The 26,840-nt window shown below is 71.6% G+C and carries 28 protein-coding genes and 1 pseudogene; 8 read left to right on the forward strand and 21 right to left on the reverse strand.

The window, feature by feature from the left end; genetic code table 11:
* From FB157_RS20025 to acsA, 3 genes are read right to left on the reverse strand one after another with little or no spacing between them, the layout of a single operon-like run.
* The gene (locus FB157_RS20025; protein WP_145881606.1) at positions 1-1,080 is read right to left on the reverse strand and encodes an alpha-ketoacid dehydrogenase subunit beta; all 1,080 of its coding nucleotides are present in this window, start codon (positions 1,078-1,080) and stop codon (positions 1-3) included.
* Complete coding sequence (gene pdhA / locus FB157_RS20030) at positions 1,077-2,102, reverse strand: pyruvate dehydrogenase (acetyl-transferring) E1 component subunit alpha (protein ID WP_186581581.1); 1,026 nt, start codon at positions 2,100-2,102, stop codon at positions 1,077-1,079. Before pdhA ends, FB157_RS20025 begins: the two co-directional genes overlap by 4 nt.
* Complete coding sequence (gene acsA / locus FB157_RS20035; RefSeq protein ID WP_145881608.1) at positions 2,099-3,943, reverse strand: acetate--CoA ligase; 1,845 nt, start codon at positions 3,941-3,943, stop codon at positions 2,099-2,101. Before acsA ends, pdhA begins: the two co-directional genes overlap by 4 nt.
* 777 nt (positions 3,944-4,720) lie before the next feature.
* On the opposite strand from acsA, the gene FB157_RS20045 reads away from it, so the two are divergent.
* The 7 genes from FB157_RS20045 (at position 4,721) to FB157_RS20075 (ending at position 11,235) form a co-directional block, all read left to right on the forward strand.
* Positions 4,721-5,905: a 4Fe-4S dicluster domain-containing protein gene (locus FB157_RS20045; protein ID WP_145881609.1), complete on the forward strand. Its 1,185-nt coding sequence runs from the start codon at positions 4,721-4,723 to the stop codon at positions 5,903-5,905.
* Positions 5,902-6,720, forward strand: coding sequence for an FAD/NAD(P)-binding protein (locus FB157_RS20050; RefSeq protein ID WP_145881611.1), 819 nt, complete (start codon positions 5,902-5,904; stop codon positions 6,718-6,720). The genes FB157_RS20045 and FB157_RS20050 overlap by 4 nt, the downstream gene beginning before the upstream one ends.
* 1 nt (position 6,721) lies before the next feature.
* A complete protein-coding gene (locus FB157_RS20055) occupies positions 6,722-7,552 on the forward strand; it encodes an oxidoreductase (RefSeq protein WP_145881613.1) in 831 nt (276 codons plus the stop codon).
* A gap of 25 nt (positions 7,553-7,577) precedes the next feature.
* Complete coding sequence (locus tag FB157_RS20060; RefSeq protein ID WP_145881615.1) at positions 7,578-8,924, forward strand: Ni/Fe hydrogenase subunit alpha; 1,347 nt, start codon at positions 7,578-7,580, stop codon at positions 8,922-8,924.
* A complete protein-coding gene (locus FB157_RS20065; protein WP_145881617.1) occupies positions 8,921-9,400 on the forward strand; it encodes a hydrogenase maturation protease in 480 nt (159 codons plus the stop codon). The genes FB157_RS20060 and FB157_RS20065 overlap by 4 nt, the downstream gene beginning before the upstream one ends.
* 122 nt (positions 9,401-9,522) lie before the next feature.
* Positions 9,523-10,398 (forward strand): universal stress protein, encoded by an 876-nt coding sequence (locus FB157_RS20070; protein WP_145881619.1) that lies wholly within the window; start codon positions 9,523-9,525, stop codon positions 10,396-10,398.
* Between the two features lie 393 nt (positions 10,399-10,791).
* On the forward strand, positions 10,792-11,235 hold the full coding sequence (locus FB157_RS20075) for a universal stress protein (protein WP_145881621.1): 444 nt from the start codon (positions 10,792-10,794) through the stop codon (positions 11,233-11,235).
* Between the two features lie 53 nt (positions 11,236-11,288).
* Here the strand turns inward: FB157_RS20075 and FB157_RS20080 are convergent, their stop codons facing one another.
* From FB157_RS20080 to FB157_RS20115, 8 genes and pseudogenes are all read right to left on the reverse strand, one after another.
* Positions 11,289-11,945, reverse strand: a complete 657-nt coding sequence (locus tag FB157_RS20080) for a TrkA family potassium uptake protein (RefSeq protein ID WP_145881623.1) — start codon at positions 11,943-11,945, stop codon at positions 11,289-11,291.
* On the reverse strand, positions 11,942-12,601 hold the full coding sequence (locus tag FB157_RS20085; RefSeq protein ID WP_145881625.1) for a TrkA family potassium uptake protein: 660 nt from the start codon (positions 12,599-12,601) through the stop codon (positions 11,942-11,944). The genes FB157_RS20080 and FB157_RS20085 overlap by 4 nt, the downstream gene beginning before the upstream one ends.
* A complete protein-coding gene (locus FB157_RS20090; protein ID WP_186581582.1) occupies positions 12,598-15,456 on the reverse strand; it encodes a cation-transporting P-type ATPase in 2,859 nt (952 codons plus the stop codon). Before FB157_RS20090 ends, FB157_RS20085 begins: the two co-directional genes overlap by 4 nt.
* Positions 15,446-15,904, reverse strand: a complete 459-nt coding sequence (locus FB157_RS20095) for a cyclic nucleotide-binding/CBS domain-containing protein (RefSeq protein ID WP_145881626.1) — start codon at positions 15,902-15,904, stop codon at positions 15,446-15,448. The genes FB157_RS20090 and FB157_RS20095 overlap by 11 nt, the downstream gene beginning before the upstream one ends.
* Before the next feature lie 39 nt (positions 15,905-15,943).
* The gene (locus tag FB157_RS20100) at positions 15,944-16,933 is read right to left on the reverse strand and encodes an Acg family FMN-binding oxidoreductase (protein ID WP_145881628.1); all 990 of its coding nucleotides are present in this window, start codon (positions 16,931-16,933) and stop codon (positions 15,944-15,946) included.
* A 35-nt stretch (positions 16,934-16,968) separates the two neighbouring features.
* Positions 16,969-17,847, reverse strand: a complete 879-nt coding sequence (locus FB157_RS20105; protein WP_145881630.1) for a universal stress protein — start codon at positions 17,845-17,847, stop codon at positions 16,969-16,971.
* Positions 17,831-18,154, reverse strand: a complete 324-nt coding sequence (locus tag FB157_RS20110; RefSeq protein WP_261386381.1) for a DUF1918 domain-containing protein — start codon at positions 18,152-18,154, stop codon at positions 17,831-17,833. The genes FB157_RS20105 and FB157_RS20110 overlap by 17 nt, the downstream gene beginning before the upstream one ends.
* Before the next feature lie 264 nt (positions 18,155-18,418).
* Positions 18,419-18,568 (reverse strand): annotated as a pseudogene (locus tag FB157_RS20115) (nicotinate phosphoribosyltransferase); the annotation flags it as partial.
* Positions 18,569-18,738: 170 nt separating this feature from the next.
* Between FB157_RS20115 and FB157_RS20120 the strand changes: the two are divergent.
* Positions 18,739-19,143 (forward strand): Hsp20/alpha crystallin family protein, encoded by a 405-nt coding sequence (locus FB157_RS20120; protein WP_145881632.1) that lies wholly within the window; start codon positions 18,739-18,741, stop codon positions 19,141-19,143.
* A 138-nt stretch (positions 19,144-19,281) separates the two neighbouring features.
* Here the strand turns inward: FB157_RS20120 and FB157_RS20125 are convergent, their stop codons facing one another.
* The 10 genes from FB157_RS20125 to FB157_RS20170 form a co-directional block, all read right to left on the reverse strand.
* Positions 19,282-19,611, reverse strand: coding sequence for a hypothetical protein (locus FB157_RS20125; protein ID WP_186581583.1), 330 nt, complete (start codon positions 19,609-19,611; stop codon positions 19,282-19,284).
* A 34-nt stretch (positions 19,612-19,645) separates the two neighbouring features.
* A complete protein-coding gene (locus FB157_RS20130; protein ID WP_145881635.1) occupies positions 19,646-20,602 on the reverse strand; it encodes a hypothetical protein in 957 nt (318 codons plus the stop codon).
* The gene (locus FB157_RS20135; RefSeq protein WP_145881637.1) at positions 20,599-21,243 is read right to left on the reverse strand and encodes a cytochrome b N-terminal domain-containing protein; all 645 of its coding nucleotides are present in this window, start codon (positions 21,241-21,243) and stop codon (positions 20,599-20,601) included. The genes FB157_RS20130 and FB157_RS20135 overlap by 4 nt, the downstream gene beginning before the upstream one ends.
* Positions 21,240-21,428, reverse strand: a complete 189-nt coding sequence (locus FB157_RS20140; RefSeq protein WP_145881639.1) for a hypothetical protein — start codon at positions 21,426-21,428, stop codon at positions 21,240-21,242. Before FB157_RS20140 ends, FB157_RS20135 begins: the two co-directional genes overlap by 4 nt.
* Positions 21,429-21,728: 300 nt before the next feature.
* The gene (locus tag FB157_RS20145; protein ID WP_261386382.1) at positions 21,729-22,349 is read right to left on the reverse strand and encodes a V-type ATP synthase subunit D; all 621 of its coding nucleotides are present in this window, start codon (positions 22,347-22,349) and stop codon (positions 21,729-21,731) included.
* On the reverse strand, positions 22,346-23,758 hold the full coding sequence (locus FB157_RS20150; RefSeq protein ID WP_145881641.1) for a V-type ATP synthase subunit B: 1,413 nt from the start codon (positions 23,756-23,758) through the stop codon (positions 22,346-22,348). The genes FB157_RS20145 and FB157_RS20150 overlap by 4 nt, the downstream gene beginning before the upstream one ends.
* Positions 23,755-25,461: a V-type ATP synthase subunit A gene (locus FB157_RS20155; RefSeq protein ID WP_145881759.1), complete on the reverse strand. Its 1,707-nt coding sequence runs from the start codon at positions 25,459-25,461 to the stop codon at positions 23,755-23,757. The genes FB157_RS20150 and FB157_RS20155 overlap by 4 nt, the downstream gene beginning before the upstream one ends.
* A gap of 227 nt (positions 25,462-25,688) precedes the next feature.
* Positions 25,689-26,198, reverse strand: coding sequence for a hypothetical protein (locus FB157_RS20160; RefSeq protein WP_145881643.1), 510 nt, complete (start codon positions 26,196-26,198; stop codon positions 25,689-25,691).
* Positions 26,198-26,422 carry a V-type ATP synthase subunit F gene (locus FB157_RS20165; RefSeq protein ID WP_261386387.1) on the reverse strand — a complete coding sequence of 75 codons (225 nt, stop codon included), beginning with the start codon at positions 26,420-26,422 and terminating at the stop codon, positions 26,198-26,200. Before FB157_RS20165 ends, FB157_RS20160 begins: the two co-directional genes overlap by 1 nt.
* Positions 26,423-26,424: 2 nt before the next feature.
* Positions 26,425-26,838: an ATP synthase subunit C gene (locus FB157_RS20170; protein ID WP_145881647.1), complete on the reverse strand. Its 414-nt coding sequence runs from the start codon at positions 26,836-26,838 to the stop codon at positions 26,425-26,427.
* Positions 26,839-26,840 lie beyond the last annotated feature (2 nt).

The following is a 26,840-nucleotide window of genomic DNA, read 5'->3' on the forward strand; positions in this document are numbered from 1 at the left end:
TCAGCCTGGCCTTCCCGTGACCGGCCGCCGTTGCGCCTCGCAGGCTCCGCTCGGGAAGGGTTCGCCGACCGTGCGGCGCGCGGCTGCGACGATCCCGTCGACCTGTGGCAGCGCGGCCGCCTCCAGCCTGTGCGCGTACGGTATGGGCACTTCGGCGCTGCACACCCGCTCGACGGGGGCGTCGAGGTCGTAGAAGTGCCGTTCCGTGAGGCGTGCGGAGATCTCCGCGGCGAGACTGCCGGTGCGCCAGCCCTCGTCGACGACGACGGCGCGGTGTGTGCGGGCCACCGAGTCGCCGATGGTGGCGTCGTCCAGGGGGCGCAAGGTGCGCAGATCGACGACCTCCGCACTGATGCCGCCGCTCGCGAGGTCGTCGGCGGCCGCCAGCGCCTTGGGCAGCGAGCCGCCGTAGGTGATCAGGGAGACGTCCGTGCCGGGTCGGCGGATGGCCGCTCGGTCGATCTCGACCGGCCCCGCGTCGGCCGCCAGGTCGCCTGAGACGTTGTACAGGCTGCCGTGTTCGAAAATCAGCACGGGGTCGGGGTCGGCGAGCGCGGGGGCCAGCATGCACCGGGCGTCGGTGAGGGTCGCCGGGGCCAGGACCCGCACGCCGGGGATGTGCGCGTACCAGCCCTCCAGGCTGTGCGAGTGCTGGGCCGCGAGCTGCCGTCCCGCACCTGTGGTCATGCGGATCACGATCGGAACGGGCAGTTGGCCGCCCGACATGTGCAGCAGGGTCGCCGCGTTGTTGAGGATCTGGTCGAGGGCCAGCAGGCTGAAGTTGACCGTCATGATCTCGACGATCGGCCGCATGCCCGCCAGGGCGGCGCCGATGCCGGCGCCGACGAACGCGGACTCGGACAGCGGGGCGTCGCGGATCCGTTCCGGCCCGAACTCCTCCAGCAGACCGAGGCTGACGCCGAAGCAGCCGCCGTACCGGCCGACGTCCTCACCCATCAGGAACACACGCTCGTCGGTGCGCAGCGCTTCGCGAAGGGCCTCGCGCATGGCCTCCCGATAGGTCGTCTTCCGGTCGAGGGGAGCGGCGGGTTCGGCAGGACGGGTGTGGGTCGCGGTCATGGTCTGCTCGCCTCCACCGGGCTGGTGACGTACGTCAGCAGATCCTCGACGGGCTCTTCGGGAGCCTGCTCGGCGGCCTCGACGGCGCGGTCGATCTCGGCGGCCAGGCGGTCCTCGAGGGCGGTGCGGGCCTTGTCGGTCAGCTCATTCGCCTCCCGCATCCGCCGGGCGAGCCCCTCCACCGGGTCGCGCTCCTTCCAGTGCTCGATCTCGGCCTTGTCGCGGTAGCGGTCGGAGTCGTACATGGAGTGGGCGCGGAAGCGGTACGTGTGCATCTCCAGGAAGTGCGGTCCGGTTCCGGCACGCACCCCTTCGGCCGCCCGCCGGGAGGCGTCCTCGACGGCGAAGACGTCCATGCCGTCGACGGCCCAGGAGACCATGCCGTACCCGGCGGCACGCAGTGCGAGGTCGGTCTGGGCCTGGTGGCGTGCCAGAGCCGTGCCCATCGCATAGAGGTTGTTCTCGCAGACCAGCAGCAGGGGCAGTCCCCAGAGCGCGGCGAGGTTGGCCGTCTCGTGGAACTCGCCCTCGGCGAAGGCGCCGTCCCCGAAGAAACAGCAGGTGACCCGGTTGCGGCCCGTCATGCGGTCGGCGAGGGCGAGGCCGGCCGCGAGAGGGAGCCCGCCGCCGACGATCGCGTTGCCTCCGTAGAAGCGGCGGTCGGCGTCGAAGAGGTGCATCGAGCCGCCACGGCCCCGGCTGCAGCCGGTGACCTTGCCGAACATCTCCGCCATGATCGCCTCGGCCGGAACCCCACGGGCGAGCGCGTGGCCGTGTTCGCGATACGTCGACACGACCGCGTCGTCGTCCGTGAGTGCCTCGTTGACGCCGACGGCCACGGCTTCCTCACCGATGTACAAGTGCATGAAACCCCGGATGCGCGCCGCGCTGTACAGCTCCACGCAGCGTTCCTCGAACCTGCGGACACGCAGCATGGACTCCAGCAGGGCGAGACGGTGCGCGGCCTCACGGCTCGGCCGGGAGGCGGTCCGAGGGGCACGCGGGGTGCGGGTGGTGCTCATGCGGACTGCTCCGTCCTCTCCTGGGAGGACGCGTCCTTCTCCGGGGACAAGGTGTCCTTCTCCAGGGTGGAGGTGTCGCCCTCGGGCAGGCCGAGTTCACGTGCCCGCAGCAGGCGGCGCATGACCTTGCCGCTGCGGGTGTGCGGCAGGTGCTGGTCGAAGGCGATCTCGCGGGGTGCCACGGCAGGCCCCAGCCGGCGCCTGGCGAAGGCCAGCAGTTCCTGCCTGGTCGTGGCGGTCGCCTCGAAACCCGGTCGCAGTGTGACGAACGCCTTGACGATGTTCCCGGCGACGGGATCGGGCCGGCCGATGACCCCGGCCTCGGCGACCGCCGGATGGTCCATCAGGGCGCTCTCGACCTCGAACGGCCCGATGAGGTGTCCCGCCGACTTGATGACGTCGTCGGCGCGCCCGACGAACCAGTACCAGCCGTCCGCGTCGCGCCGTACCAGGTCGCCGGTGAGGTACCAGCCGTCCGCGAAGGCCGCAGCGCTGCGTGGCTCGTCGTGCAGATAGCCGCGGAACATGGACGGCCAGACGGGCCGGAGCGCCAACTCGCCCTCCACACCGGGCTCCTCCAGTACGGTGACGTGCCCGTCCGCGACCTCGGCCCGGCCGTCCTCGCCGCGCCGCAGCACCGCCGCCTGCACACCGGGCAGCGGACGTCCCATCGAGCCGGGGCGGATCTCGCAGGCGGCGAAGTTGGCGATCATGATGGCGCCGGTCTCGGTCTGCCACCAGTTGTCGTGCACCGGCAGTCCGAGCACGTCCCGTCCCCACGCCACGGCCTCCGGGTTGAGCGGCTCGCCGACCGAGGCGATGAACCGCAGTCTGCTCAGATCGAACGAGCGGGGCAGGTCGTACGGCCCGGTCCTCGGCGTCGTCCGCATCAGCATGCGCAGCGCGGTCGGCGCGGTGTACCAGACGCTCACCCGCTGCTCGGCGAGGATCCGGTACCAGCGCCGGGCGTCGTAGTCGCCCTCGTCCACCACGACCGTCACGCCGTGCATGAGAGGGGCGATGATCCCGTAGGACATGCCGGTCACCCAGCCCGGGTCCGCTGTGCACCAGAACACGTCGTCCTCGTGGAGGTCGAGGGCGTACAGCGCGGTCATGTAGTGGGCGACGGCCGCCTCGTGCACGTGCACCGCACCCTTGGGCGTGCCCGTCGTGCCGCTCGTGAAGTGCAGCAGGGCCATGTCGTGGGGTGAGGTCGGCGGAATGGTGAAGGTGTCGGCCGCGTCGGCCATCAGCGCGGCGAGGGACAGCGTGCCGGGCAGGTCGTCCGCGCCCTCGCCCGCGATCAGCACGTAGCGCAGGGTGGCAAGCCTCTCGCGTTGCCCGGCAATCTTCCTGCGGTACAGCTCCGCCGTGGTGACCAGTACCTGCGCGTCGCCCAGCGTCAGGCGCATGGCGACCGGTTCCGGTCCGAACGCGGAGAACAGCGGGCACAGGACGCTGGTGTTCTTCAGTGTGCCGAGGACCACGGTGTACAGCTCGGGGCATCGCCCCAGCAGCGTCACCACCCGGTCGCCGTGACCGATCCCGAGGCCACGGAGCACGTTGGCGAACCGTGCCGTTGAGCGGGCCAGGTCGCCGTACGTCACGCAGGTGACCGAGTCGTCCCGCCTGACACAGCGCAGCGCGACCGCTGTCGCACGGGCCGATGCCGCATGCCGGTCCACGGCCTCGTGCGCGATGTTCAGTCCTCGGCCGCCGGGCAGCCCCTGCAACCTGGCCCGCGCCTCCGACCACGAGAAGCCCGCACACTCCTTGTCGTAGTCGCCCAGATTGGGGGCGATCCGAGGCAGGGTGTCCTTCCGGATGGTCTCCCACCGCATGCCGGCCCTCCTTCCTTCGGGCCTTCTTCGACCATCCTTCCGGACCGCCCCGCCCGCACTGGGTCGAACGGCCCCTGTACGTGGCCGGACGGCTCAGGTCCACGGTTACTGCTTGCCTGAGACGATGACCGGGGTGCGTTCCGGGAAGTGACGGGTATGGCGCCTCGATTCCGGCGCACGCTTGCGGGCGTGGGCGCCATGGCGTCCCCGCGGTTCGCACCGGCAGGCCTGCTGGTCCGAACTCCGCTCCGCCCTGAGGCGTCTCGCCACGGAGCGCGGACCGGTACCGCGCATGACCGACCAGTGGGCACCAGAGTTCTGGACCTTCCCGTCCTGGGCTGCAGACGCGGACCTGATGTTCGCAGAAGCCTCGAGTTGGGATCGTCCCATCCGCTTCCGCGGGGGGCACGCTCCCGTGCGGGAAGTCGGCGCCGAAGCGGCCCGGAACGGGATCGGACGCCTGGTGTACGCGCACATCGGCCGTCCTTGTCTGCGGGCGATGGATGCCGGTCTGCCTCCCAGGTACGGGGAGGGGGCCGCGAGGGGCACACGTACCTCCTCTACGCGAGCCACTGCGTGAGCCATCGCTCGGAACCGCCCTCGGAGCCCGCCGAGGACACGGGGTCGCCTGCCTGGCTGGGGCCAAGGGGACCAATGGACCCCGCACGCTTGCCCGCACGGCACTGTCGGCGAGCCGCCGTGCCGGAAATGCTGCGATCGTGGTGAAAGGGACGGTAAGGCCCCATGCGCCGTCCCAAGGGCTGAAGGAGGTCGGTCATGAGTGCCGACGCCGATGTGAACGCCTCCCCGGACCCCGCGTCCGACGGGCACGTGATGGGCAAGGACGGTATGGCCGAGCTCGTGGACGTGCTGATCCGGCGCGGTTTCACCGTGGTCGGCCCTACGGTGCGGGACGGTGCGATCGTGTTGGCGGAGCTGAGGTCGGCCGGCGAGTTGCCGTACGGATGGGGCGTGGAGCTGGAGGCCGGGCGGTACCGGCTGCGGGAGCGCTCGGACGGCGCGGCCTTCGCGAACGCGGCGGGACCCCAGTCGTGGAAATCCTTCCTGCATCCGTCGCGGGTGCGGCAGTGGAGCGCCGACCGGGTGGAGGGCGACCTGGTCCTCACGGCCGACCAGGCCGCGCCGCCTCGATACGCCTTCCTGGGCGTGCGCCCCTGCGATCTGCGGGCCATCGCCGTCCAGGACCGGGTGCTGACCGGTGGGGCGTACCGCGACCCCGTCTACGAGGGGCGGCGCTCCGGGGCTCTGCTGATCGTGGTCGAGTGCACGGAGCCCGGCGCCACGTGCTTCTGTGTCTCGATGGGTACCGGACCCGCCGCCGGTCCCGGCTACGACCTGGTGATGACCGAAGTGGTCGATGAGGACGGGCACCGCTTCTGGGTGCGCAGCGGCAGCCAGGAGGGCGCGGAGATCCTGGCCGAGCTGCCCGCTCGTCCGGCCGACCCCGAAACCAGGGAGACAGCTCGCGCAGGCGTCACAGCCGCCACGGATCGCATGGGGCGGACCATGCCCGAGGCCGATCTGCGGGAGCTGATGGCCGGAACGCTCGACGCGCCCCGCTGGGACGACGTCGCCGGGCGCTGCCTGACCTGCGGCAACTGCACCATGGTGTGCCCCACCTGCTTCTGCACCACCACCGAGGACGTCACGGACCTCACCGGCGACCATGCGGAGCGGTGGCGGCTGTGGGACTCGTGCTTCGACCTGGACTTCTCCCAGCTGCACGGCGGCCCGGTCCGCGCCTCCTCGCGCAGTCGCTACCGGCAGTGGATGACCCACAAGCTCGGCACCTGGTACGACCAGTTCGGCTCGTCGGGGTGCGTGGGCTGCGGACGCTGCATCGTGTGGTGTCCGGTCGGCATCGACATCACCGAGGAAGCCGCCGCCCTGCACGACTGGACACAGTCCGGGGCAGCGGAGGAGGAAAGCGGGTCACCATGAGCACCGTGGCGCCTCCGCTGCCGTACCGCGTCGCCGACACCTGGGCCGAGACTGCCGACACCCGGTCGATCGAACTGGTACCGACCGGACAGGAACTCCCGCCGTTCGCGCCGGGCCAGTTCGCGATGATCTACGCCTTCGGCGTCGGCGAGGTGCCCATCTCGGCCAGCGCCCTGCGCGGCCGCCACGGAGGTCTCGTGCACACCGTGCGCGCGGTGGGCGCGGTCTCGACCGCGCTGTACCGGCTGCGTCCCGGTGACATCGTCGGGCTCAGCGGGCCGTACGGCACCGGCTGGGACCTTGATGCGGCAGACGGCCACGACGTGCTGGTGATCGCCGGCGGCATCGGGCTGGCTCCGTTGCGGCCGGTCGTGCACGCAGTCCTGGACCGGCCGGCCGCGTACGGTCGCCTTGCGGTCCTGATCGGTGCTCGTACCCCTGCCGATCTGGTCTACCGGGACGAGATCGAGAGCTGGCGCGGCCCAGCTCGGGTGGAAGCGACCGTCGATCGCCCCGGCCCGGGTTGGGAGGGTGCGGTGGGGGTGGTCACCACGCTCCTTGACCGCCTCGACCTGCGGCCCGAACGGACCTGCGCGCTGGTGTGCGGGCCAGAGGTGATGATGCGTCACACCGCACGCGCCCTCTTGGTGCGGGGCCTGGTTGCGCACCGCGTACAGGTCTCGCTGGAACGGAACATGCACTGCGCCACCGGCCACTGCGGCCACTGCCAGCTCGGTCCGCTCCTGCTGTGCCGCGACGGGCCGGTCGTCGGCTACGACCGCGTGGCAGATCTGCTTCTCGTGAGGGAGTTGTGACATGGTCACCGATCCACGGCCGACGCTCGCCGTGTGGAAGTTCGCCTCCTGCGACGGCTGCCAGCTGACCCTGCTCGACTGCGAGGACGAACTCCTCGGCCTCACCGAGCGCATACGCATCGACCACTTCGTGGAGATGACCCCGGTCGAGGGCGGCGGCGGGGAGCGTGCGCGACTGGACGGCCGGGGACCGTACGACCTCTCCCTGGTCGAAGGGTCGATCACCACCGCCGAGGACGCCGAGCGGATCCAGCACGTCCGCCGCATCTCCCGCTATCTGGTGACCATCGGAGCGTGCGCCACCGCGGGCGGCATCCAGGCACTGCGCAACTTCGCGGACGTCGACGAGTTCGTCGCCGCGGTCTACGCCCAGCCGGAGTACATCGCCACGCTGGAGACCTCGACACCGATCTCGGCCCACGTTCCGGTCGACTTCGAACTGCGCGGCTGCCCGATCGACCGCCGTCAGCTCCTCGAAGTCATCACCGCCCACCTGGCCGGACGGAAACCCCAGATCTCGAACCACAGCGTCTGCTTCGAGTGCAAGAGGCGCGGCACCACCTGCATCACCGTGGCCCACGGCACCCCCTGTCTGGGCCCGGTCACGCACGCCGGGTGCGGCGCCATCTGCCCCGCCTACGGACGTGGCTGCTACGGCTGCTTCGGACCGATGAGCCGGCCCAACCTGCGCTCGATGGTCGCGCAGTTGCGCCACGACGGGATGAGCGAGCGCGACATCCAGCGTGTCTTCCGCACCTTCAACGCCGCGTCGCCGGAGTATGCCCCCGTACCCGACCTCGCGGCCGAGGAGCAGAAGACCCCTCCGGCCTGACAGGACACCGCCCGGAAAGGCCCGCATGAACCATCCCGGAACCCGCGTCCTGCGACTGGATGCGCTGGCCAGGGTGGAAGGCGAGGCCTCCCTCCACCTGCGCGTCCAGGAGGGCACGGTCACCGAGTCGCGGCTGCGCATCTACGAACCGCCACGCTTCTTCGAGGCCTTTCTGACCGGCCGGGGCCACACCGAACCGCCCGACATCACCGCTCGCATCTGCGGCATCTGCCCGGTTGCCTACCAGATGAGCGCCTGCCAGGCGATCGAGAACGCCTGCGGCGTCACGGTGGACGGCCCCCTCGCGGATCTGCGCCGTCTGCTGTACTGCGGTGAGTGGATCGAGAGCCACACCCTGCACATCTACCTGCTGCACGCCCCGGACTTCCTCGGGCGCGCGGACGTCGTGGAACTCGCCCGCGATCAGCGAGCCGCCGTCGAACGCGGTCTGAGAATCAAGCAAACCGGCAACGCGATCCTCGAACAGCTCGGCGGCCGCCCCATCCACCCGGTCAACGTCCGCGTCGGTGGCTTCTACCGCACGCCGGCACCGGAGGAACTCCGTCCACTGGCGGAACGGCTGCGACAGGCCCGGGAGGATGCGCTGGAGACCGTCCGGTGGGTGGCGGCGTTCGACTTTCCCGACACTGTGTTCGACCACGACCTGTTGGCCCTGCGGGACCCCGGCCGGTATGCCATCGACTCCGGAACACCGGCGGTCATGGCCGCTCATGGCCGAGGACCGGCACTGCGCGAGTTCCCCCTGTCCGACTTCGAACAGCACGTCGAGGAAGGGCAGGTACCGCACTCCACCGCCCTGACGGCCACGCTCGACGGCCGCCGCTACCTGACCGGCCCGCTGGCCCGCTACGCGATCAACGGCCGGTGGCTGCACCCCGTCGCCGCCGAGGCAGCGCGGGACGCCGAGCTGGGCGACCCGACGACCGGCACCGTCTGCGACAACCCCTTCCGGAGCATCGTCGTACGCGCCGTGGAAGTGGTACAGGCCATCGAGGAAGCCCTGCGGATCATCGACGGATACGAACCACCTCCCAGCCCGGCCGTCGAGGTCCCGCCGCGCCGGGGAGCCGGAGCCGGGGCCACCGAGGCCCCCCGGGGGCTGCTGTACCACCGCTACGCCCTCGACGAGGACGGCACGCTCACCGGAGCCCGCATCGTCCCGCCCACGGCCCAGAACCAGACGGCCATAGAGGAGGACGTGCGCAGGGCGGTCCAAGCACGCCTGGACACGGCCGGGCACGGCGCTGACGACGAGGAACTCACCCACCTGTGCGAACGGGCCATCCGCAATCACGATCCCTGCATCTCCTGCGCCGCACACTTCCTCGACCTGACCGTGGAACGCACATGAGCGGCCGGGTCGTGGTGATCGGTGTGGGCAACCCCCTGCGCGGTGACGACGGGGCCGGGCCGGCGGTGGTGGAGGAACTGCGGGGACGTGTTCCCGACGGCACCGTCCTGGTGGCCAGTGACGGGGAACCCGCACGCATGCTCGACCTCTGGCGCGGCGCGGACACCGTGGTCGTCGTGGAAGCCCTCCGAGGCCGGCCGAGCCGTCCGGGCGAGCTGCACACCCTGACAGCGGCGGAAGCGGCCGGTATCTCACGGGGTACGGCGAGCACGCATGCCTTCGGCCTGGGGGAGTGCCTGGCACTGGCGGAAGCCCTCGACCAGCTGCCGCCACGGCTCGTGGTGCATGCCGTGGAGGTGACCGACGTCCGACTCGGCACGGGTCTGAGCGAAGCGGTGCGGTCGGTCCTGCCCGCATTGACCGACCGCGCCGCCACCTCCGTACGACAGGCATACGAACGGAATCACGGGCCGTAGGGGCCGAAGGTCCCACGGCGCGGGCCGAAGCGCCTCTCGCAACTCCGAGGGCCCCGGTGCAACGGTGAAGGTCACGCCATGCGCTGCACGGCGTGACAGCCCCATGAAAGGTGGTGGGGAAGATGGCACTTCCTCTGGTGGTGGGCGTCGATGGATCGGACTCGTGTCTGCTCGCGGTCGACTGGGCCGTGGACGAAGCGGTCCGCCACGGTCTTCCGCTCAGGCTGGTGCACGCCTCCCTCTGGGAGCGCTACGAGGGCGGACTGCCTTCGTTGGGTCAGGAGCGCCCCTCCGAACGGGTGCTGGCCGAGCACATCGTGGCCTCCGCTGCCGACCGCGCCGAGCGGCGCAACCCGGATGTGAAGGTCACCACCGACATCGTTCCCGAGGACGCCGCGGCCGCTCTCGTGCGCGACGGCAACGATGCCTTCGCCCTGGTGACCGGGTCGCGCGGGCGTGGCCAGCTCAAGGGAATGCTTCTCGGGTCGGTCGGTCTGGCCGTCGCTGCCCGCGCGCAGTGCCCGGTGGTTGTGGTGCGGGGCGATCGGGCGGGCCTGGCGGGTACACATGAGCGGATCCTGCTCGGCTTGGGGGAGGCCGACACGAGCGCCGAGGCCGTGCGGTTCGCCTTCCGCGAGGCCGAGGTGCGCGGCTGCATCCTGGACGTGGTGCGTGCCTGGCGCCGGCCCGCCTACGACCGAAGCGGCGATCGGCTACCGGCCGCAGCACCGACCGACGACTACGAGGAGCGAGCCTCCGCCCTCATGGACGCTCTGCTCGAAGCGGCGATCGCCGAGCATCCGCACGTCCGGACACGCCGGGCGACGCTTGAGGGCCCCGCAGGCAAGATGCTGGTGGATCGGTCGGCGGCCGCGGATCTCGTGGTCATCGGGGCACGCCGCAGGACGGGCCACTTCGGGCTCCAGCTCGGCCTGGTGGGCCACACGCTGCTTCACCACGCCCTGTGCCCGGTCGCGGTGGTGCCACAGAGGCGGTGACTGCTTCGAGGCGCCGACCGGCGGCGCTGCCGGGAAGCCGGGGACGACGCGGCCCCACCGCACACTGGTGGCCCGGCTCGCGCGTCAACCACCACCGGTGCCACACCGCACCGGGCGGACACCCGCCCATCAACCGCGTCAACAACGCTGCGGGTCAATACACCTAGGGAGTGTGGCGGGCCGTCGGCAGAAGCATCGCCGCCTCTCCCGTCGACTCGCGAGTGGGAACGCATGGAGCTGGGCTGGGTGACGAGCTGCGGCCGCTGACGACAGCATCGTCCGTCATGCCGCCGGAGGCCCTTCTCTGGCGGCGTTGCGATGTGTCCCGCAGCGTGGAGAACAGAGGTGGATCCGGCGGCCAGGTGTGCGCACGTCGAAGGAGAGGTGGAACGCATGGACAACGATGCAACCGAGCCGAAGGTGGTGGTCGGTGTCGACGGGTCGCCGTCCTCGTACGAGGCCGTGCGCTGGGCCGTGCGTTACGCGGGCCTGGTCGGCGGAACCGTGGACGCGGTGGCGGTGTGGGAGCTGCCGGGCCTGTACGGGTGGTCGGCGCCCGCCGTGGACATGGACGTCGACGAGGACGAGACCCGGCAGAAGATGAGGCAGGAACTGACCGAGGTGCTCGGTGCGGACGGGGCCGAAGCGGTCAGGACCCACGTGGTGCACGGCAACCCCGCCGACGTCCTGCTGCGGGCCGCCGAAGATGCTGAGGTCCTGGTCGTGGGCAGCAGAGGCAGGGGTGGGTTCGCGCGCGCCCTGCTCGGCTCCGTCAGCCAGCATGTGTCGCAGCATGCGAGCTGTCCGGTCGTCATCGTGCGCTCCGAGAAGAAGTGACCCGAGGCCCGGGTAAGCAGTGGTTGTGGCCCCGGTCCGGTGCGGGTTCCCCACTACTGGAAGGCCGCGTGGATCTCCTGCTCGGTCGCCTCGTGCGACACGAGCAGGAGTTCGTCGCCCGGCAGCAGCCGCACCTCGGGGCCGGGAACCGTGGGCCGGCCGTCGCGGACGACGGTGGCGACGACGGTGCCGGCCGGCAGGGGGATCTCACCCAGGGCGCGCCCAGCGGCCCGGGACTGTTCCGTGATCGCGGTCTCGATGACCTCGACGCCCGCCTTGCTCAGCCGCAGCAGCGCCACCGTGTCCGTGGCCCCGGTGGCCTCCTCGATGAGGGAGATCAGCGGGGTGGCGGAGGGGACCGCGACGTCCACACCCCACCGCTGATCGAAGAGCCAGGCGTTCTCCGCGTCGTTGATGCGTGCGGCCACCCGTCCCACTCCGAACTGTCGCTTGGCGATCAGGCTGATGACCAGGTTGTCCTCGTCCCGTCCCGTGGCGGAGATGACGAGGTCGCAGGTCAACGCCCCGGCGTGCTCGAGGAGAGCTGGGTCGCAGGCGTCACCGGCGACCAGGCGGACGCGGGGCAGGGTCGCGAGCTCGGCCACTCGGCCGTCGTCCTGCTCTACGAGGATCACGTCGTTGTCGGCGGCGGAGAGCACCTGGGCGATCTGGGTGCCGAGTCGGCCGGCGCCGCCGATGAGGACCTTCACGTTCCCAGCTCCTTGTCGAGGAAGCCGCGCAGCCGGCCGAGCGCGGTCGCGGCGACGGCGAACGTGACCAGGTCCCCGGGCTCCGCGCAGACACCGTGAGCGGGCAGCAGTGAGCGGCCGGCGCGGGTGATCTCCACGACGCGGATCTCGCCGTCGACGTCGAACTCGGCCAGCCGCCGGCCGGTGAGATAGGCAGGCAGCTCGGAACGGACCAGCAGGGTCTCGCCGTTGCCGAAGGTGCGTTCGGAGGTGAGGTGGCGGTGCAACAGCATCTGGTGGAAGCGGCTGACGGCCCAGCGGACGCTGGAGACGGTCGGGATGCCCAACTCCCGGCAGATGTCTCCGCGGCGGGGATCGTTGATCCGGGCGAGGACGACCGGGACCCGGTAGGTCTCCTTCGCGGTTCGCGCGCTGACGATGTTGCTGTTGTCTGCCGAGGTCACCGCGACCAGCGCGTCCGCGTGGCCGACTCCGGCCGCCTCCAGCACGGAACGGCTGAAGCCGTTGCCCACGAGGAAGCCGCCGGGAAAGCCCGTCGGCAGCAGCCTGCGCGCCTTGGGGTCACAGTCCACGAGACGCGTGTCGTGGCCCTCGGCGACCAGCTGCGCGGCGAGGGTGGAACCGACCCGGCCGCAGCCCACGATGATCGCTCTCATCGTTTTCCTCCCTTCGGGAGCGTCCTGCGGTGTCGCAGCACCCACTTGCGGGATTCCTCGGCAGCCAGCAGCAGAGCACCGAACCCGGCCAGAACCGCCCAGTCGGCGGGGGCCAGCGGCGCGGTGTTGAAAACCGCCTGGAGTGGCGGCGCGTAACTGATGGCGGCCATCAGCGCGATGCCGAAGCACCCTGCGCCGATCAGCCAGGGGTTGCTCAGCAGTCCGGCCCGGAAGACGCTCTGCCGGTCGGTGCGCCCCGCGAGCGCGTTGAAGAACTGGCTGACGACGATGCCGGCCTGGACCATGGTGATCGCCTCCCGGTAGACGGGATCGCTCTTCGTGAAGTGCGCGTACGGGATGCCTGAAGCGTGGATGTGCCAGAAGAAGACAGCGCACACGCCGAGGGCCTGGATGCCGCCCAGGAAGAGGATCCGGCCGATGACGGCGGTCGAGAACAGCCGTTCCCGGCGCGGTCGCGGTGGGCTGTCCATGACGTCCTTCTCCATCGGCTCGGCACCGAGCGCCAGGGCAGGCAGCACGTCCGAGCCGAGGTCGATGGCCAGGATCTGCACCGCCGTGATCGGCACCAGCGGGAAACCGGCGAACGTCGCGGCGAGGATCGGCACGAGTTCGGCGATGTTGTGACTGAACAGGTAGATCAGGAACTTGCGGATGTTGCGGTACACCGAACGGCCCAGTCCCACAGCGGTGGTGATGGAGGCGAAGGAATCGTCCATCAGCACCATGACCGCGGCCTCACGCGCCACGTCGGTGCCGGACGCGCCCATGGCGACGCCGATGTCCGCGTGCTTGAGGGCGGGCGCGTCGTTGGCGCCGTCCCCGGTGACCGCGACGACCTCGCCGCGCCGCTGCAATGCCGTGACCACCCGCATCTTGTGCTCGGGACTGACCCGGCACAGCAGCAGTTCCGCAGAGCCGGCCAGCAGCGCGTCCAGTCCGCCGTCGTCCAGCGCGTCCAGCGCGGCCCCCGTCACGACGGTCGGATCCGGGCCGCGCACGATCCCGACGCGGCGGGCGACGGCCTCCGCGGTCAGTGGGTGGTCGCCGGTGACCATGACGATCCGGATCCCCGCCCGCTGGCACGCGTCCACCGCGTCCCGCACCTCCGGCCGGGGCGGATCGTACATTCCGGCGAGTCCCAGCAGGGTCAGTCGCGACTCGACGTCTTCCAGGGGTGGTCGCGGACCGGCGACCCGGCGGCGAGCCACGGCCAGCACCCGCAGGCCCTGCCCTGCCAGGCCGTCGGCGGCAGCGACGACTTCGGCGCGGGAGGCCTCCGTCAGAGGTACCGGCGTTCCGGTCCGGTCGACGGCGTCGCACCGGGCGAGGAGCTCCAGCGGCGCACCCTTGACGTAGGCGACATACGTTCCGTCCGGATCGCGGTGGACGGTGGACATCAGTTTGCGGACGGAGTCGAAGGGGTGTTCCGCCACCCGGGGCGTACGGGCCTCTTCCGCCGCGGTGTCCAGGCCCGCCTTCGCCGCGGCCACCAGCAGCGCGCCTTCGGTGGTGTCACCGAGCACGCACCACCCGTGCGGGCCGGACGGCGGCACGAGCCGGGCGTCGCAGCACAGCGCCGCCGCCCGCAGCAGTTCCCGTACCGGCCCGGCATCCGTGACCTCGCCGACAGGCGCGTATCCCACGCCGGCCACGGCGTGCGCCACGCCGTCGGCCCACAGTTGTACGACGGTCATCTCGGCCTGGGTGAGTGTGCCCGTCTTGTCGGTGCACACCACGCTGGTCGACCCCAGCGCCTCCACGGCCAGCAACTGTTTGACGAGTGCGTGTCTGCGGGCCATCCGGCGGACGCCGATCGCCAAGGACACGGAGAGCGTTGCCGGCAGGCCCTCCGGTACGAGGGCGACCATCACGCCGAGCGAGAAGACGAACGTGTCGACGAACGGCTGTCCGCTGGGCACGCGCACCGCGAAGAGGATGGCCCCGGTCGCCAGCGCGACGCCCGCGACCCGGCGCGCCATGGCGGCGACCTGCTGCTGCAGCGGGGTCTTCTGCCGTGGTGCGGCCGCGGTGAGCCGGAAGATGCGTCCGAACTCGGTGGCCGCCCCGGTGGCGAAGACGACTGCCTTGCCCGTGCCCGCGACCACGTCAGTGCCCATGAACACACAGTTGCGGGCTTCCAGCAGCGGTCCCTGCGGCACGGGATCGGCGACCCGCGCGACAGCGTCGCTCTCGCCGGTCAGGGCCGCGTTGTTGACGGCGAGCTCCTGCGCTTCCACCAGCCGGCAGTCGGCCGGCACTGCGTCCCCGGCCTCCAGGACCACGACATCAGCGGGTACCAGGTCCCGCGCGGGCAGCTCCTGCCGTTCACCGTCCCGCAGCACCCGGCAGGCGTGCGGCACCATCGCCTGCAGGGACTGCGCCGTGCGTTCGGCGGAGTACTCCTGGGCGAAACCGATGCCCGCGTTCAGCAGCACCACCCCGAGGATGGCGAAGGCCAGCTGGAGCGTCGCCGGATCCCGGGGCTGCTCCAGTGCGTAGGCGAGGAAGGTGATGGCCGAGGCGACGAGCAGCACCACCGCGAAGAGATCGGTGAACTGTGCCGCCAGCCGCGGCCACAGGCGCACCCGCCCCACGGCGGGCAGGTCGTTGGGGCCGTAGCGGGCCTGCCGTGCGGCTGCCTCGGCCGGTGTCAGACCACGCGGAGCGCCGTCCAGGGCGGCGAAGACTTCCGGGACCGGCAGCGACGGCACGGCCGCGGCGGAGACGTCCGGTCGGGCTCGGACCGGCTCGCCGGGTTCCGTGGCCGGGCCAGACGCCGGCGCGCGGCCCTCGTGCAGGGCGGCCGATCCGTGATGGGCCGGTTCAGGGCTCATACGAAGTTCCACCTGCCAGGGGAGGCCCCGGCGGCTCCTGCAGCACGCTCCAGGCGACCGGTCCCAGCAGGTCGGCCAGCCGCCGGAAGACATCGAGGAAAAGGTCGTCGATCGTGAGCACCCCCGACGCCTCGCCCTTGTGCAGCACGGGAAGCCGGCGTACCCCCGTGCGGCGGAACGTCTCGTAGGCCACCTGAACGTCGTCGTCCACATCGACGGTGACCACCGGCGCCGACATCACCGCGTCCACCCGTGCGTCCCGGTCCAGGCCCCCGCCCAGGCCACGTACGGCGAGGTCGCGGTCGGTGACGATGCCGCGCAGCGCTCCCTCCTCGACGACGAGGAGGGAGCCGACGGCGGACCGAGCCATCATCCGGGTCGCCTCGGCCAGGGAGTCGCCGGGTGCGACGCAGACCGGCGGAGCCGTCATCACCTCGGAGACCCTCATGCGACTCCTCCCAGCCATCGAGTCCCGGCTGCGTGTCCTTCAGACGACGTCGAGCACCTCGGCCACCGGTCGCCGCGGACTCGGGTGGCCTTCCGGGCCGTAGCCGAGCCGGAGCACCATCTGCACGTGGGCCATGTCGGAGAGGGGATCGCGGACCGCCCATCGGATTTCCGACCATTCCAGGGGCTGGGAGGTCACCGAGGCGACGAGTCCGTCCGCGGTGGCCTGCAGCAGGACCCGCTGCAGTGCCTCGCCTGCGCGCAGCCAGTCGGCAGGCCCGTCGTGGGCCGTACCCAGCAGGGCGATGTGCGGGTTCTTCTCGAAGGACGCCCAGCCACGCCCCGCCATCGGACGGCCGGCGGCGAAGTCGCGCACGGGGGCCGCGGTCACGTGCTGGCCAGGGCCGAACGCCTCGGCCGGGATGCCGTCGGCCGGCTCCGCGGCCCCCGACGACTCCGTACGCGTCCACTGCACCGTTTCCCCGCGCACCCCCGGGTCGAGTGCTTCCCGGCCCTCGGCGTCCTGCACCAGCTCCAGGATCGACTGCACGTGCCAGGCGCCCGGGAACAGCAACTGCGTGCCTTCGGCGCGGGCCGCGTCGCACAGCCGCTCCTGCACATCGGCGGGTATGTCCTCGTCGCGGAAGGGAAGGCGGCTGCAGTGACGTCGAGGGATCGCCGGGTGCAACCGGGCGAGCATCCTGTCGGGTCGCGCCGTGCCGCACAGGTGCACCTCGGCGAGGAGGTCCGCGTCGTCCCGGTCGGGGAGCAACTTGACGTCAGGTCCCAGCCCCGCCGCGGCGGCGGCCACCCGCAGGTTGAACAGCGCGGCGCCGCAGCCGAGGTGCAGGCCTCTTCTGTCCGGATCGGTCCGCGGCAGGGTACGTGCCGGGTCGGCGTACAGGCGCAGGACGCCGATGCCGCGCAGGTATCGAAAGGCCCAGGGTTGTGTGTTGTGCTGCGAGGGCGCCGCGGCGGCGTCCGCCACGAGAGCCGTGACGGTGTTCGTGTCGATGGTTTGTGCGGTCACGGCGGCTTCCCTTCGCTACCGGGGGTGAAAACGACTCACACACGTGTCGGAACGGCGATGACAGGACAGCGGGCGTGGTGCAGCACACCCTGGCTGACCGACCCCAGGAGCATGCCGGTGAAGCCTCCGCGCCCTCGGGTGCCCACCACCAGGCCCAGCGCGTGCGCCGAGGCCTCGGTGAGGACCTGCACGGGATGGCCGACGACCAGTTCGTGGCGTAGATCCACTTCCGGGTAGCGGGCCTGGCGGCCGGCCACGGTTTCGGAGAGCAGCCGGCGGCACTCCTGCTGGGCCGCGCGTTCGTCGAAGATCCTCAGCGGTCCGGGCTGCCAGACGTACAGGGCGCGCAGCTCCGCACTGCGCAGGGCGGCCTCCTCGAAGGCCAGGTCGACCGCGGCGGCCGAATGTTCACTGCCGTCGACGCCGACGACGTAGTACTCGGGCTCCTGGGTGACATGCTCCGGTTCCGGCACGACGACCACCGGGCAGTGGGCGTGCGCCATGACGGGCAGGGCTACGGACGCGGAGCTGTACACCTCCTGGGCCCGGCTCAGGTGCTGCGAGCCCAGCACGACGGCCGTGGCATGGCGGCTCTGCTCGCGCAGCACCCACACGGGGTCGCCTTCGGCGAGCACGGCGTCCACCTCGACCTCGGGATGCCGGGCCGCGACGAAGTCCACGACGTCCGCGAGGACCTGCTTCCCGCCGCGGTGAAGCTCTTCGTTCCACTCCTCCCAGGACGGAGGGACCTCCCCTCCCCGGTAGCCCCGGGTCGGTACGCCTTCGGCGCGGACCGGGCGCAGCGGAAGGTGCCGGCGCGCTGCCTCGTCGGCCGCCCAGGCCAGCGCCATCCGCCTGGTCGGGTCGGCCTCGACACCGACGACGATCGGCCGCCGGTCACTCTGCGTGGACATGGTCGCCTCCAGGCTCGTGACCACTGGGTGCCGAGAGCGCCTCGGGCGGCGCGTCCGCCGGAACCGACTGATGCGCCAGGTGCCGGACGTAGGCGTCCGGCCCGGGGAAGTACAGGCTGACTCGGCCGTTGTCGGTCCAGCGCACGTCGTAGGGCGGGCTGCCGTCGGCATGGTGGACGCCGACGACTTCACCATCTCGGGTCACGACGCCGGCCGTGGTGCCGCGCACGACGATCTCGTCGCCCACGCGGGCGTACATCGGGGCGCCACTCCCCCCGGGACCGGTCCTCGGCGCGGGCGTGGTCATGATCCTCGCCTCCTTGCTGCGGCGGCGCGGAGAACTGCCGCGATCCCATTGCAAGTCCCGGTTCGAACGAGGTGCCAGGGGCCATTGGTCCCGGGGTCAGGCCCGTCGGGCCCACCGGTCGGCGTGTGCTCGGCGAAGGCGAAGGTCACGAGGAGTGCGAGGCGATAGGGGGGTGACTCCCGAGAGCATGCGGTGCTCGATGTCCGCGCGCACCCTCGCGGTCTGCTCCTCCAAGGCCTGGGATCGGATGGCCCGGACCGGGACGGGCTCCAGGCCCGCGGCGACCAGGAAACCCCGGCCGGGCGGGAGGTCGCGGGCGAAAAGGCTGAAGGTGGCCGGTGCCCGCATGTCCTCGCGCAGGCAGGACAGGGCCATGGTCACTTCGTAGAGGTCGGTGGTGGTGACGTCGGACATGGTGATCGCCGCCGGGGTCGTGGTCCCTTCCCTGCCAGTCTGACCGCTAACGCGCGGGAGGAGAGGGACTTCGGGGACCCGGACATGGGCTGTTCGGCCTCAGCGCGGGGGGACCGGACGCGCTGCACTGGAGGTGTCAGCAGACGCGAGACCGCCGAGGAGGTACGGCGATGACCACACTGACCCGCAGGCAGAGGTTCCCGTTCCCGGAGATACCGGACTGGTTCGAGACCATTCCCAGCCGGTTCACGATGCCCGCGCTCCGTATCGAGGACTACATGGAGGAGGATCGCTACGTCATGCGCGCCGAGCTTCCGGGCATGTCGCCCGAGGACATCGACGTCATGATCGGCGACGGGGTGCTGACGGTTCGGGCCGAACGCACCGAACGGGAGGTGGACAAGAACCACAGCGAACTCCGGTACGGCGAGATGAGCCGCAGCGTGACGCTGCCGCCCGGCGCGGACGAGGACGACGTCAAGGCCGATTACACCGACGGCATGCTGACCGTCAGCGTGGGTCTGGGCGCCGAGAAGGCGGAGGCCAAGCACGTCGAGATCCGCCACAGCACCTGACGGAACGACGTCCATCTCCGGCGGGCCCACGCGGGCCCGCCGTCGCCTGTGAGCCTTGTTCAACCTGAAGCTGCTGGTCACGGGGTGGTGTGGGCCGTTGATCGTGTACTGGCGCTGGTCGCGGGCGGCTGTCCACGCTCAAGATCGTCTGCTCTTCAGGTGGGCGAAGGCGTACTCGACGGCCGCCCGCTCGGCGGCGATCAGCTTGGTCGCCTCTTTCCGCGCGCGGGTGAGCGGCTTGTTGCGGGCGGCCTTGAAGCCGTCGGTGACCACCACGGGATCGTCGGCATCGGTGTCCAGGCCGACGAAGCCGAGACCCCCGATGGCGCCGAGGCCAGCCTCACGGAGCTCGTCGACGAGCTGGTTGTGGCGGACGGCGGCGCGCCCGGGCCGCTCCCGTGAGCCTTGTGTTTGCCGCTGTAGTTGCGGCGGTTGTCCCTTCCCGTACCGGCGTCGGGTGCGCACCAACCGCCCGCAGCGAGCGTACGTCGGAGAGCGAGGATCACTCCTGCCGGTCCCGTTCCACAGCTTGTTCGCGGTAGTACGTGCGCCAGATCAACCGGTGCACCCGCGTCCAGCGCGGTACGGATCGCACTCCGGGGATGAAAGGCACGAGCATCAGGCCCAGGCTGAGCAGGGCCATCAGGCCCCAGATCAGCGCGTCGGCGTTGCCGGAGGACTTGAAGGGGTCGATCTGATACCAGAAAGTGTAGAGCCACAGCCATGCCTGGCCCGGGTAGTTCCCGGTCTCGTTCATCATCCCCCACTGGTCGCCGCCGAGGTGCTCGGCACGGGCAAGGGACTCCAGGTAGGAACCATCGGAGAGGAAGAGCAGCGGACGGGTGTAGTCGGTCTGGTAGAACTTGCCATCCGCCTGGAGTTCGCCATCCAGTGCGCCGCTGCGGGCCAGACCGAGAAGGCGTGCGATGAGGACAGGAACCGGGCCGTAATCGCCCTTCGCGGGGGCGCCGCCGCCGGCCTTGGTCAGGGCGTCGGAGTAGGCCGAGGTCCATGCCTGGCGCCGGGCCGGCGGAGCGGCGGCCCAGGCGGCGAGGCCCGCGCTGACGGCGGGTGGTTCCGGGGCATCGCGCAGTGGACGCAGCACGAAGTCGTTTGCCGTGTCCACCGGGATGCGGACCCCCGCAGCGCTCTGCAGCCCGACCGGCCCGAGTTTCTGCGCCGCGCCCGGCGTGTGATTGTACGGCGGCCCGTACTCGGCCGTGCCGCTGGTGCCGCCGAGCTCGGACACGGCGGTCGCCGTGAAGTCGGCGCTGTCGGCCCTCGACCAGGAGGCCAGCGTGACCGGCTTGACGTCGGGAGAGGAGAATACGGCGGCCAGGCCCGCGGTGAGCAGCGCGACCACCACCAGTGCGATGGTGAACTCCTTGACCAGGTCGTAGGTCCTGGTGGGGAAAGCGGCCGGGTCCGGCACGGCGCGCTTGCGGGCGCGTTGGGTCATTGCGCCGCCTCCTGCCTGGGCCCGTCCGCGGGATCGGGCACGGCGTCGATCGGCGGCACGATCCCGCGCAGCCGGACCAGCAGGATGTGCCAGACCGCCAGCAGGCCGAGGGCGAAAGGCAGCAGGACGATGTGCCACATCAGCATCTGGCCGAAGTCCAGCACGTTGAAGAACGCGCCGATGCCGACCGAGTTGAGCCCGTCCTTGGCCTGCCCGGCGATCCACTGGGAGTCGAAGTTCTGTTGGACGAGGTAGCCGGTGAAGGCCGTGCCGATCGAGGCGAAGAAGCACACCGCACCGGTGACCCAGGTCAGCGCCCGCCGACCGCGCCAGGCGGCCATGAAGAACTTGCCCCACAGGTGGATGACCATGAAGAACATGAACAGCTCGACGCTCCACAGGTGCAGGCCGTTCACGTACTTGCCGGTCCCCGAGACGTGCCACCATGCGGGCCCCTTCAGGGCCAGCACCCCGCCGGTGACCAGGACGACGATCAGCGCGGCCACGGTGAGCACACCGAAGACGTAGATCCATGAGGCCATGTACGCGGGCTGGGTGTCCGGCAGCAGCTTGTCCGGGGGCAGTGCCCGCACCGCCCGCCGCCGGACCGCTCCGGTCCAGCCTCCTCCCACCTCGCTCATCCTCGGCCTCGCCCTCGGGGGAAGGGCAGGAGCAGGGCCGCCACGAAGACGACCAGCATCAAACCGATGACCACGACGTTGGCGACAGACAGCTGCACCACTCCCCAGTGCACATAGCGCCCAGTCCCGTTGAGATCGATGGGCGCGGAAAGCACACGCTCGACGGAGTGCGGATGTCCTGTCATGGGCCGGCTCCCCTCGAAGTCCGAGAGCAAGTAGAGCGCCTTGTAAGACCCTCGGCCTGCTGACCCGGCCGGGCCATGGGCCGAACGGCTCAATCGCGCAAGAGCTGCCCTGCCCGCGGCGTACCCCTTCCTTGCTCATCCCGGTGGGACCTGCGCCAACAGCTCATCTCACTTGGCGGGGCGTCGGTAGCAGATGAGGGTGCAGGCCCTGCCGTCCGAGCCTGAAGAACTGGCACACCCTCACCAAGCTCCGATTATCCGCGCACTGGGCGACCACGCTGCTGTGTGTCCCCGCAGCAGTCATCGAGCGCCGCGTGAAGCGGCCCAGCGGCGCCGGACCGCCTCCTCGTGCTCGGCCTCCTCCAGCGCCAGCTCCACCGCCGCAAGGTCGCGCCGCAGCCGGGGGATCCAGTGCCGGCGCAGGGCGCGGACCCGCTGCCGGGTCCGTACGGCCTCCGCGGCGAGCAGGTCTGCGGCGGCCTGGTGAACGGCGTGCTCCGCGGCGGCACGGACCGCCGCGCGGTACGTCCTCTCGGCGTGCGCCAGCGCGGTGTTCGGCGGTGTCGTCTCCTCGGGAGAACGGACGGGATCCGTCCATGACACGGCCGCCGGATGCGGTACACCCATCAATGTCGCCCACCCGACATCGACGCGGGCACGGCCGGCAGGTACCGCATCGGTCAGCGCCCCTTCGCCGCCGAGCAGCACTCCGCGCACCAGCCAGGTGTCCGCCTCGGCCAGCCGTTCCCGCCACACCCGGCCGGCCTCCTCCGCCGCCCGGCGTGCCGTGCGCTCCCGGTCCAGCAGCAGCCTGAGTTTGCGTTCCAGCAGATCCGCTCCGCGGAGCGCGGTGGCGAGGTTGCGGCGCAGTCGCAGGCGTCCGGCCCGCCCGGCCGGTACCCGGCTTGTGCGCCCGCTCATGGCGCCGTCTCCCGCCCGCCCATGTCGGCTCGGGGCGAGGCCTGGTGGGCGTCCAGCAGGTCTGCCGGGATCATGCCGAGCTGGCTGCGCGGCAGCGTCAGCAGCACCTCCCACGCCCGGTCCAGGGACTCGTCCAGCGAGCGGTTCTCGTCGGTGGACTGGGCGAGGAACCGCTGCCGGAAGGCGTCCTCCAGGTCCAGATGGCGCAGGTCGGTCGGGCTGAGCGCCGGCCGTCCGATCAGGTCGGCGAGTTCCCGCACCTGCCGGGACCGGGCCAGAGCGGCGATCAGCTGCGCGGCCACGTCCGGATGATCGGCGCGGGTCCGGCCCGCCCCGGCTCCCTTGCGCATCAGACGGGACAGTGAGGCCAGTGGGTCGACCGGCGGATACGTCCCGGCCGCGTACACCTCGGCGGACAGCACGATCTGCCCCTCCGTGATGTAGCCGGTGAGGTCCGGGACGGGGTGGGTGATGTCACCCGCCGGCATGGTGAGCACCGGAAGGACGGTCACCGACCCCGGTCGGTCTCTGATCCTGCCGCAGCGTTCGTAGAGCGAGGCAAGATCGCTGTACAGGTAGCCGGGATAGGCCCGGCGGGCGGGGATCTCGCCGCGTGCGGCGGACACTTCGCGCAGCGCCTCGGAGTAGGCCGTCATGTCCGTCATCACGACGAGGACGTGGCGGCCCTCCGTGAAGGCCAGGTGCTCTGCAATCGTCAGGGCGAGCCGCGGGGTGAGCAGCCGTTCGATGACCGGGTCGTCGGCGGTGTTGAGCAGCAGGACCAGTTCCCGCGCCGCGGAGCGCTCCGCCAGCCCGGCGCGGACGAACGCCGCGTCGGCATGGGTGAGTCCCATGCCGGCGAAGACGACGGCGAACGCCTCGCCGCCGCACGTGGCCTGGGCCGCGATCTGCACGGCCAGTTCCAGATGCGGCAGCCCGGCCACGGAGAACAGCGGGAGTTTCTGGCCCCGTACGAGTGTGGTGAGCACGTCCACGGCAGACACGCCGGTCAGAACAGGTTCGTTCGGGGGTTCCCGGCGTACGGGGTTGATCGGTGCGCCGCCCACCGCCGCATCCGTTCCGCCCAGCACCGGCGGCCCGCCGTCGGCGGGATCGCCGCGCCCGTTGCACACGCGCCCCAGCCACCCGGTGCCGACCGGGATGCGCAGAGGAGTGCCCGAGAAGGAGACCCGGGTGCCGGTCCGGTGCATGCCGGCCGTGCCCTGAAGGACCTGCACCACGGCGAGGTCCCGGTCCACTTCCAGAACCAGCCCGTGCCGCCGTTCACCCGAGTCGAGAGCGATCGTCGCGAACTCGTCCCAGCCCACCCCGCGCACGCCCTCCACGACCACCAGAGGGCCGCGCAGTTCCCGCGCCCCCGTGTACTCGACGTCCGCGAACGCGCTCATGCCCCCGCCTCCGCAAGCCGGCCCAGCACGGTGTCGCGGGCCGCCGCCACCGGAGCGGTCTCCGCGGGGCCCGCGCTCTCACGGGCCCGCAGCAGCGGAGTGAAGTCGACCGCCTCGACGGCGTCCGCTCCCGTACCGGACTCCGCCAGTTCCAAGCAGCGGTCGATCACCGCCAGCGTGGACTCCACCAGGGCCGCCGTCTTCTCGGGCGCGCTGTAGGCGTCCGTCGGCGACAGGGCGCTCTGCTGGATCACGGCCTCGCGCAGCAGCCGCCCGGCGAGCACGCTGATCCGCTCGCGCGGCGGGAGTGCCGTGATGCCGACCAGTTCGACCAGGTCGGCCAGCCGGTCCGCCTCGGCGAGCAGCCGGGCCACCCGTCCCCGCCTTCTCGCCCAGTCCGGGTCACCGGCCCGCGCGTGCGCGGAGGCCAGCACGGAGGCGTCCCGGGAGAAGGAATCCACCCAGGAGACAGCCGGGTAGTGGCGTGCGTAGGCGAGGTCGCGGTCCAGGCTCCACAGGCACCGCACGAACCGTTCGGTGTGCGCGGTGACCGGCTCGGCGCGGTCGCCACCCGGCGGGGACACGGCGCCGATCACCGTGACGGACCCGGTCGCACCGCCGAGGGTGCGCACCGCCGCGGCCCGCTCGTAGAACGCGGCCAGTTCCGAGGCCAGGCCGGCCGGATAGCCCTCCTCGGCGGGGAGTTCGCCCATGCGGGACGCGAACTCGCGCAGCGCCTCCGCCCAGCGGGAGGTCGAGTCGGCGATGACGACGACGTCGAGGCCCATGTCGCGGAAGTACTCCGCGACCGTGGCACCCGTGTGCACGCTCGCCTCGCGGGCCATCATCGGCATGTTGGAGGTGTTCGCAATCGTCACCGTGCGCTCCGACAGCCGCCCACCGGTGCGCGGGTCGGCCAGCTCGGAGAGCTCCTCGATGACGTCCGCCATCTCGTTGCCGCGCTCGCCGCAACCGACGTAGACGATCACGTCGGCGTCGCACCACTTGGCGATCTGCTGCAGCAGCATGGTCTTACCGGTGCCGAATCCGCCAGGGACGGCGACCGTGCTACCGCGGGCCACCGGGAAGAGCAGGTCGACGGCACGCTGCCCGGTGTGCAGCGGCACGTCGGCGGGCAGGCGCTCGGCAACCGGGCGCGGCCTGCGCACCGGCCAGGGCTGTGCCATCCGCACCCCGTGTCCGCCGACCTCGGCGAGCACCGTGCCGGAGGCGTACTCGCCCGCCGCGGCGACCCGCGTCACCTCTCCCGAGCAATCCGGCGGGACAAGCAGCCGCAGGGGTACGGTCGCCCCGATCTCGCCGAGGATGTCACCGGCCGCCACCTGCGTCCCGTCGGCCACCCGTGGAGTGAAGGGCCAGGTATGCCCGTCCGGCGCGCCGCCCGTGCCGCCGGTCAGGAGGAGGTCGCCGGCGCCGGACAGGGAACGCAGCAGGCCGTCGAAGACACCCCCGAGCAGCGCGGGCCCCAACGACACCGACAGCGGCCGACCCTGGGGTTCGGCGGGATGCCCCGGTGCCAGCCCGCCCGTGTACTCGTAGGCCTGGACGGTGGCCATGTCGCCGTGGATGGCGACCACTTCGCCCGGCAGCCGGGCGGCTCCCAGCAGAACCAGGTCGTGCATGGCTACTGAGGCAGGGCACTCCATCTCCACCAGCGGCCCGGCTACCCGCAGGATCCGCAGGCTGGAGAGGCCGTCCGGTCGGGCGGTTGCGCAGGTGCCTACTGTGGCCGGGGGCGTTGCGACGGGCGTGCGGTCCGGTCGGGCGGTTGCCGAGGTGTCGGACGCGGCCGTGTCCGGTGGGCGGGGCGAGGCGTTGGGCTGGTCGGTTGTCCGGGTGTCGGGTGCGACCGCGCTGCCCCTGGGGGTCCCGCTGCCGGGAGGGTCGGGCGCGGCGCCCCGGGGGCCGGTCACGGCTGACCCCAGAGGCTCTCGACCTGGGTGCCCATTCGTTCCAGGGCGCGGTCGGCGAGAGTGTCCGCGGACAGGTCGACGTGGCGGCCGGGCACGTCGGCGGTCACACCGCCGCCCGGTGCGGCGGACACCCGCGCGTCGGCCCCCAGCAGGGCCCGCGCCGTCTCCGAAAGCCGCTCCGTCGGGACAGCCCCTTCAGCCAGTGCCTTCCGCACACCCGCACGGACCTTGACCTGTAGGTCCGCGTAGACCTCGGCACGGGCGGCGAGTTCCACGCTCCAAGCGTTCTCGACCGCGCGGACCCGCTCCCGGGCCGCTGCGGTGCGCCCGTCCGCGGCGCCGAGGTCCCGGGCCTCTGCCAGCACCCGTTCCGCGGTGCCGCGCGCGAGGCGAAGCGTCTCGTCGGCGTCGGCCCGCGCACGGTCCAGGACGGCCTCGGCCTCTGCCCGGGCCGCTCGCAGCAGTTCGGCGCGTACGGGGTCCAGCGCGTCCACGGATGCCGTCATCAGGGCATCACCACCGTCAGCGGCCGGGAGGGCTCCGGCTCCGCGACCGCGGTTCCGAGTGCCTGAGCGGCCGAAGCCGTCAGGATCACGAGGCCGACGGTGCCGGGGAGGCCTTGCCAGGCCTGGCGGACGGCTTCCGGGTCCTCCGCGACCAGCACGTCGACCCCGGCAAGCGCCAGCCCGCTCACGCTGGTCCACGCGCCGATCGCGGCCACGGTCCCCATGGTCATGCCTTGCCGATCAGCAGGATCGCGACCACCAGCCCGTACACGGCGATGCCCTCCGCCAGGCCGACGATCACCATCGCCCGGCCGAACATCTCCGGGCGTTCGCTCAGCGCGGCGAGCGCGGCGGCGCCCGTGTAGGCGACCGCGATGGCGGCCCCGATCGAGGCCCCCGCCACCGCGATGGCGGCCCCGATCAGGGCGGAGCCGTTGACGCCGCCTGCGGCCGCGGCCTGGGCCGAGGCCTGGGCGGGCCCCGCGAGTGCCGTGGCCAGGACGACGCAGGCGCCCGCCAACAGGGCGAGGTTCGTCGCCAGGAGCCAGCGGAACGCGTGTCTGGTCCGGCGCTGCCGCATCAGCCGTACGGCACCGAGCACCGCCACGAGGACCGGCAGGACGATCAGCCAGGTGAGCATGG

Origin of the sequence: Streptomyces sp. BK340, from assembly GCF_007827595.1 — a bacterium.
Taxonomy (GTDB): Bacteria; Actinomycetota; Actinomycetes; order Streptomycetales; family Streptomycetaceae; genus Streptomyces.

Coding starts and splice junctions, on each gene's coding strand:
- FB157_RS20150 (WP_145881641.1), bottom strand. CDS start 23,758: ATGAGCGCGTTCGCGGACGTCGAGTACACGGGGGCGCGGGAACTGCGC.
- FB157_RS20045 (WP_145881609.1), top strand. CDS start 4,721: ATGAGTGCCGACGCCGATGTGAACGCCTCCCCGGACCCCGCGTCCGAC.
- FB157_RS20055 (WP_145881613.1), top strand. CDS start 6,722: ATGGTCACCGATCCACGGCCGACGCTCGCCGTGTGGAAGTTCGCCTCC.
- FB157_RS20165 (WP_261386387.1), bottom strand. CDS start 26,422: ATGGGGACCGTGGCCGCGATCGGCGCGTGGACCAGCGTGAGCGGGCTG.
- FB157_RS20070 (WP_145881619.1), top strand. CDS start 9,523: ATGGCACTTCCTCTGGTGGTGGGCGTCGATGGATCGGACTCGTGTCTG.
- FB157_RS20110 (WP_261386381.1), bottom strand. CDS start 18,154: ATGACCACGCCCGCGCCGAGGACCGGTCCCGGGGGGAGTGGCGCCCCG.
- FB157_RS20105 (WP_145881630.1), bottom strand. CDS start 17,847: ATGTCCACGCAGAGTGACCGGCGGCCGATCGTCGTCGGTGTCGAGGCC.
- FB157_RS20170 (WP_145881647.1), bottom strand. CDS start 26,838: ATGCTCACCTGGCTGATCGTCCTGCCGGTCCTCGTGGCGGTGCTCGGT.
- FB157_RS20065 (WP_145881617.1), top strand. CDS start 8,921: ATGAGCGGCCGGGTCGTGGTGATCGGTGTGGGCAACCCCCTGCGCGGT.
- FB157_RS20130 (WP_145881635.1), bottom strand. CDS start 20,602: ATGACCCAACGCGCCCGCAAGCGCGCCGTGCCGGACCCGGCCGCTTTC.
- FB157_RS20090 (WP_186581582.1), bottom strand. CDS start 15,456: ATGAGCCCTGAACCGGCCCATCACGGATCGGCCGCCCTGCACGAGGGC.
- FB157_RS20085 (WP_145881625.1), bottom strand. CDS start 12,601: ATGAGAGCGATCATCGTGGGCTGCGGCCGGGTCGGTTCCACCCTCGCC.
- FB157_RS20140 (WP_145881639.1), bottom strand. CDS start 21,428: ATGACAGGACATCCGCACTCCGTCGAGCGTGTGCTTTCCGCGCCCATC.
- FB157_RS20160 (WP_145881643.1), bottom strand. CDS start 26,198: ATGACGGCATCCGTGGACGCGCTGGACCCCGTACGCGCCGAACTGCTG.
- FB157_RS20025 (WP_145881606.1), bottom strand. CDS start 1,080: ATGACCGCGACCCACACCCGTCCTGCCGAACCCGCCGCTCCCCTCGAC.
- FB157_RS20060 (WP_145881615.1), top strand. CDS start 7,578: ATGAACCATCCCGGAACCCGCGTCCTGCGACTGGATGCGCTGGCCAGG.
- FB157_RS20095 (WP_145881626.1), bottom strand. CDS start 15,904: ATGAGGGTCTCCGAGGTGATGACGGCTCCGCCGGTCTGCGTCGCACCC.
- FB157_RS20145 (WP_261386382.1), bottom strand. CDS start 22,349: ATGAGCGGGCGCACAAGCCGGGTACCGGCCGGGCGGGCCGGACGCCTG.
- FB157_RS20120 (WP_145881632.1), top strand. CDS start 18,739: ATGACCACACTGACCCGCAGGCAGAGGTTCCCGTTCCCGGAGATACCG.
- FB157_RS20050 (WP_145881611.1), top strand. CDS start 5,902: ATGAGCACCGTGGCGCCTCCGCTGCCGTACCGCGTCGCCGACACCTGG.
- acsA (WP_145881608.1), bottom strand. CDS start 3,943: ATGCGGTGGGAGACCATCCGGAAGGACACCCTGCCTCGGATCGCCCCC.
- FB157_RS20135 (WP_145881637.1), bottom strand. CDS start 21,243: ATGAGCGAGGTGGGAGGAGGCTGGACCGGAGCGGTCCGGCGGCGGGCG.
- pdhA (WP_186581581.1), bottom strand. CDS start 2,102: ATGAGCACCACCCGCACCCCGCGTGCCCCTCGGACCGCCTCCCGGCCG.
- FB157_RS20075 (WP_145881621.1), top strand. CDS start 10,792: ATGGACAACGATGCAACCGAGCCGAAGGTGGTGGTCGGTGTCGACGGG.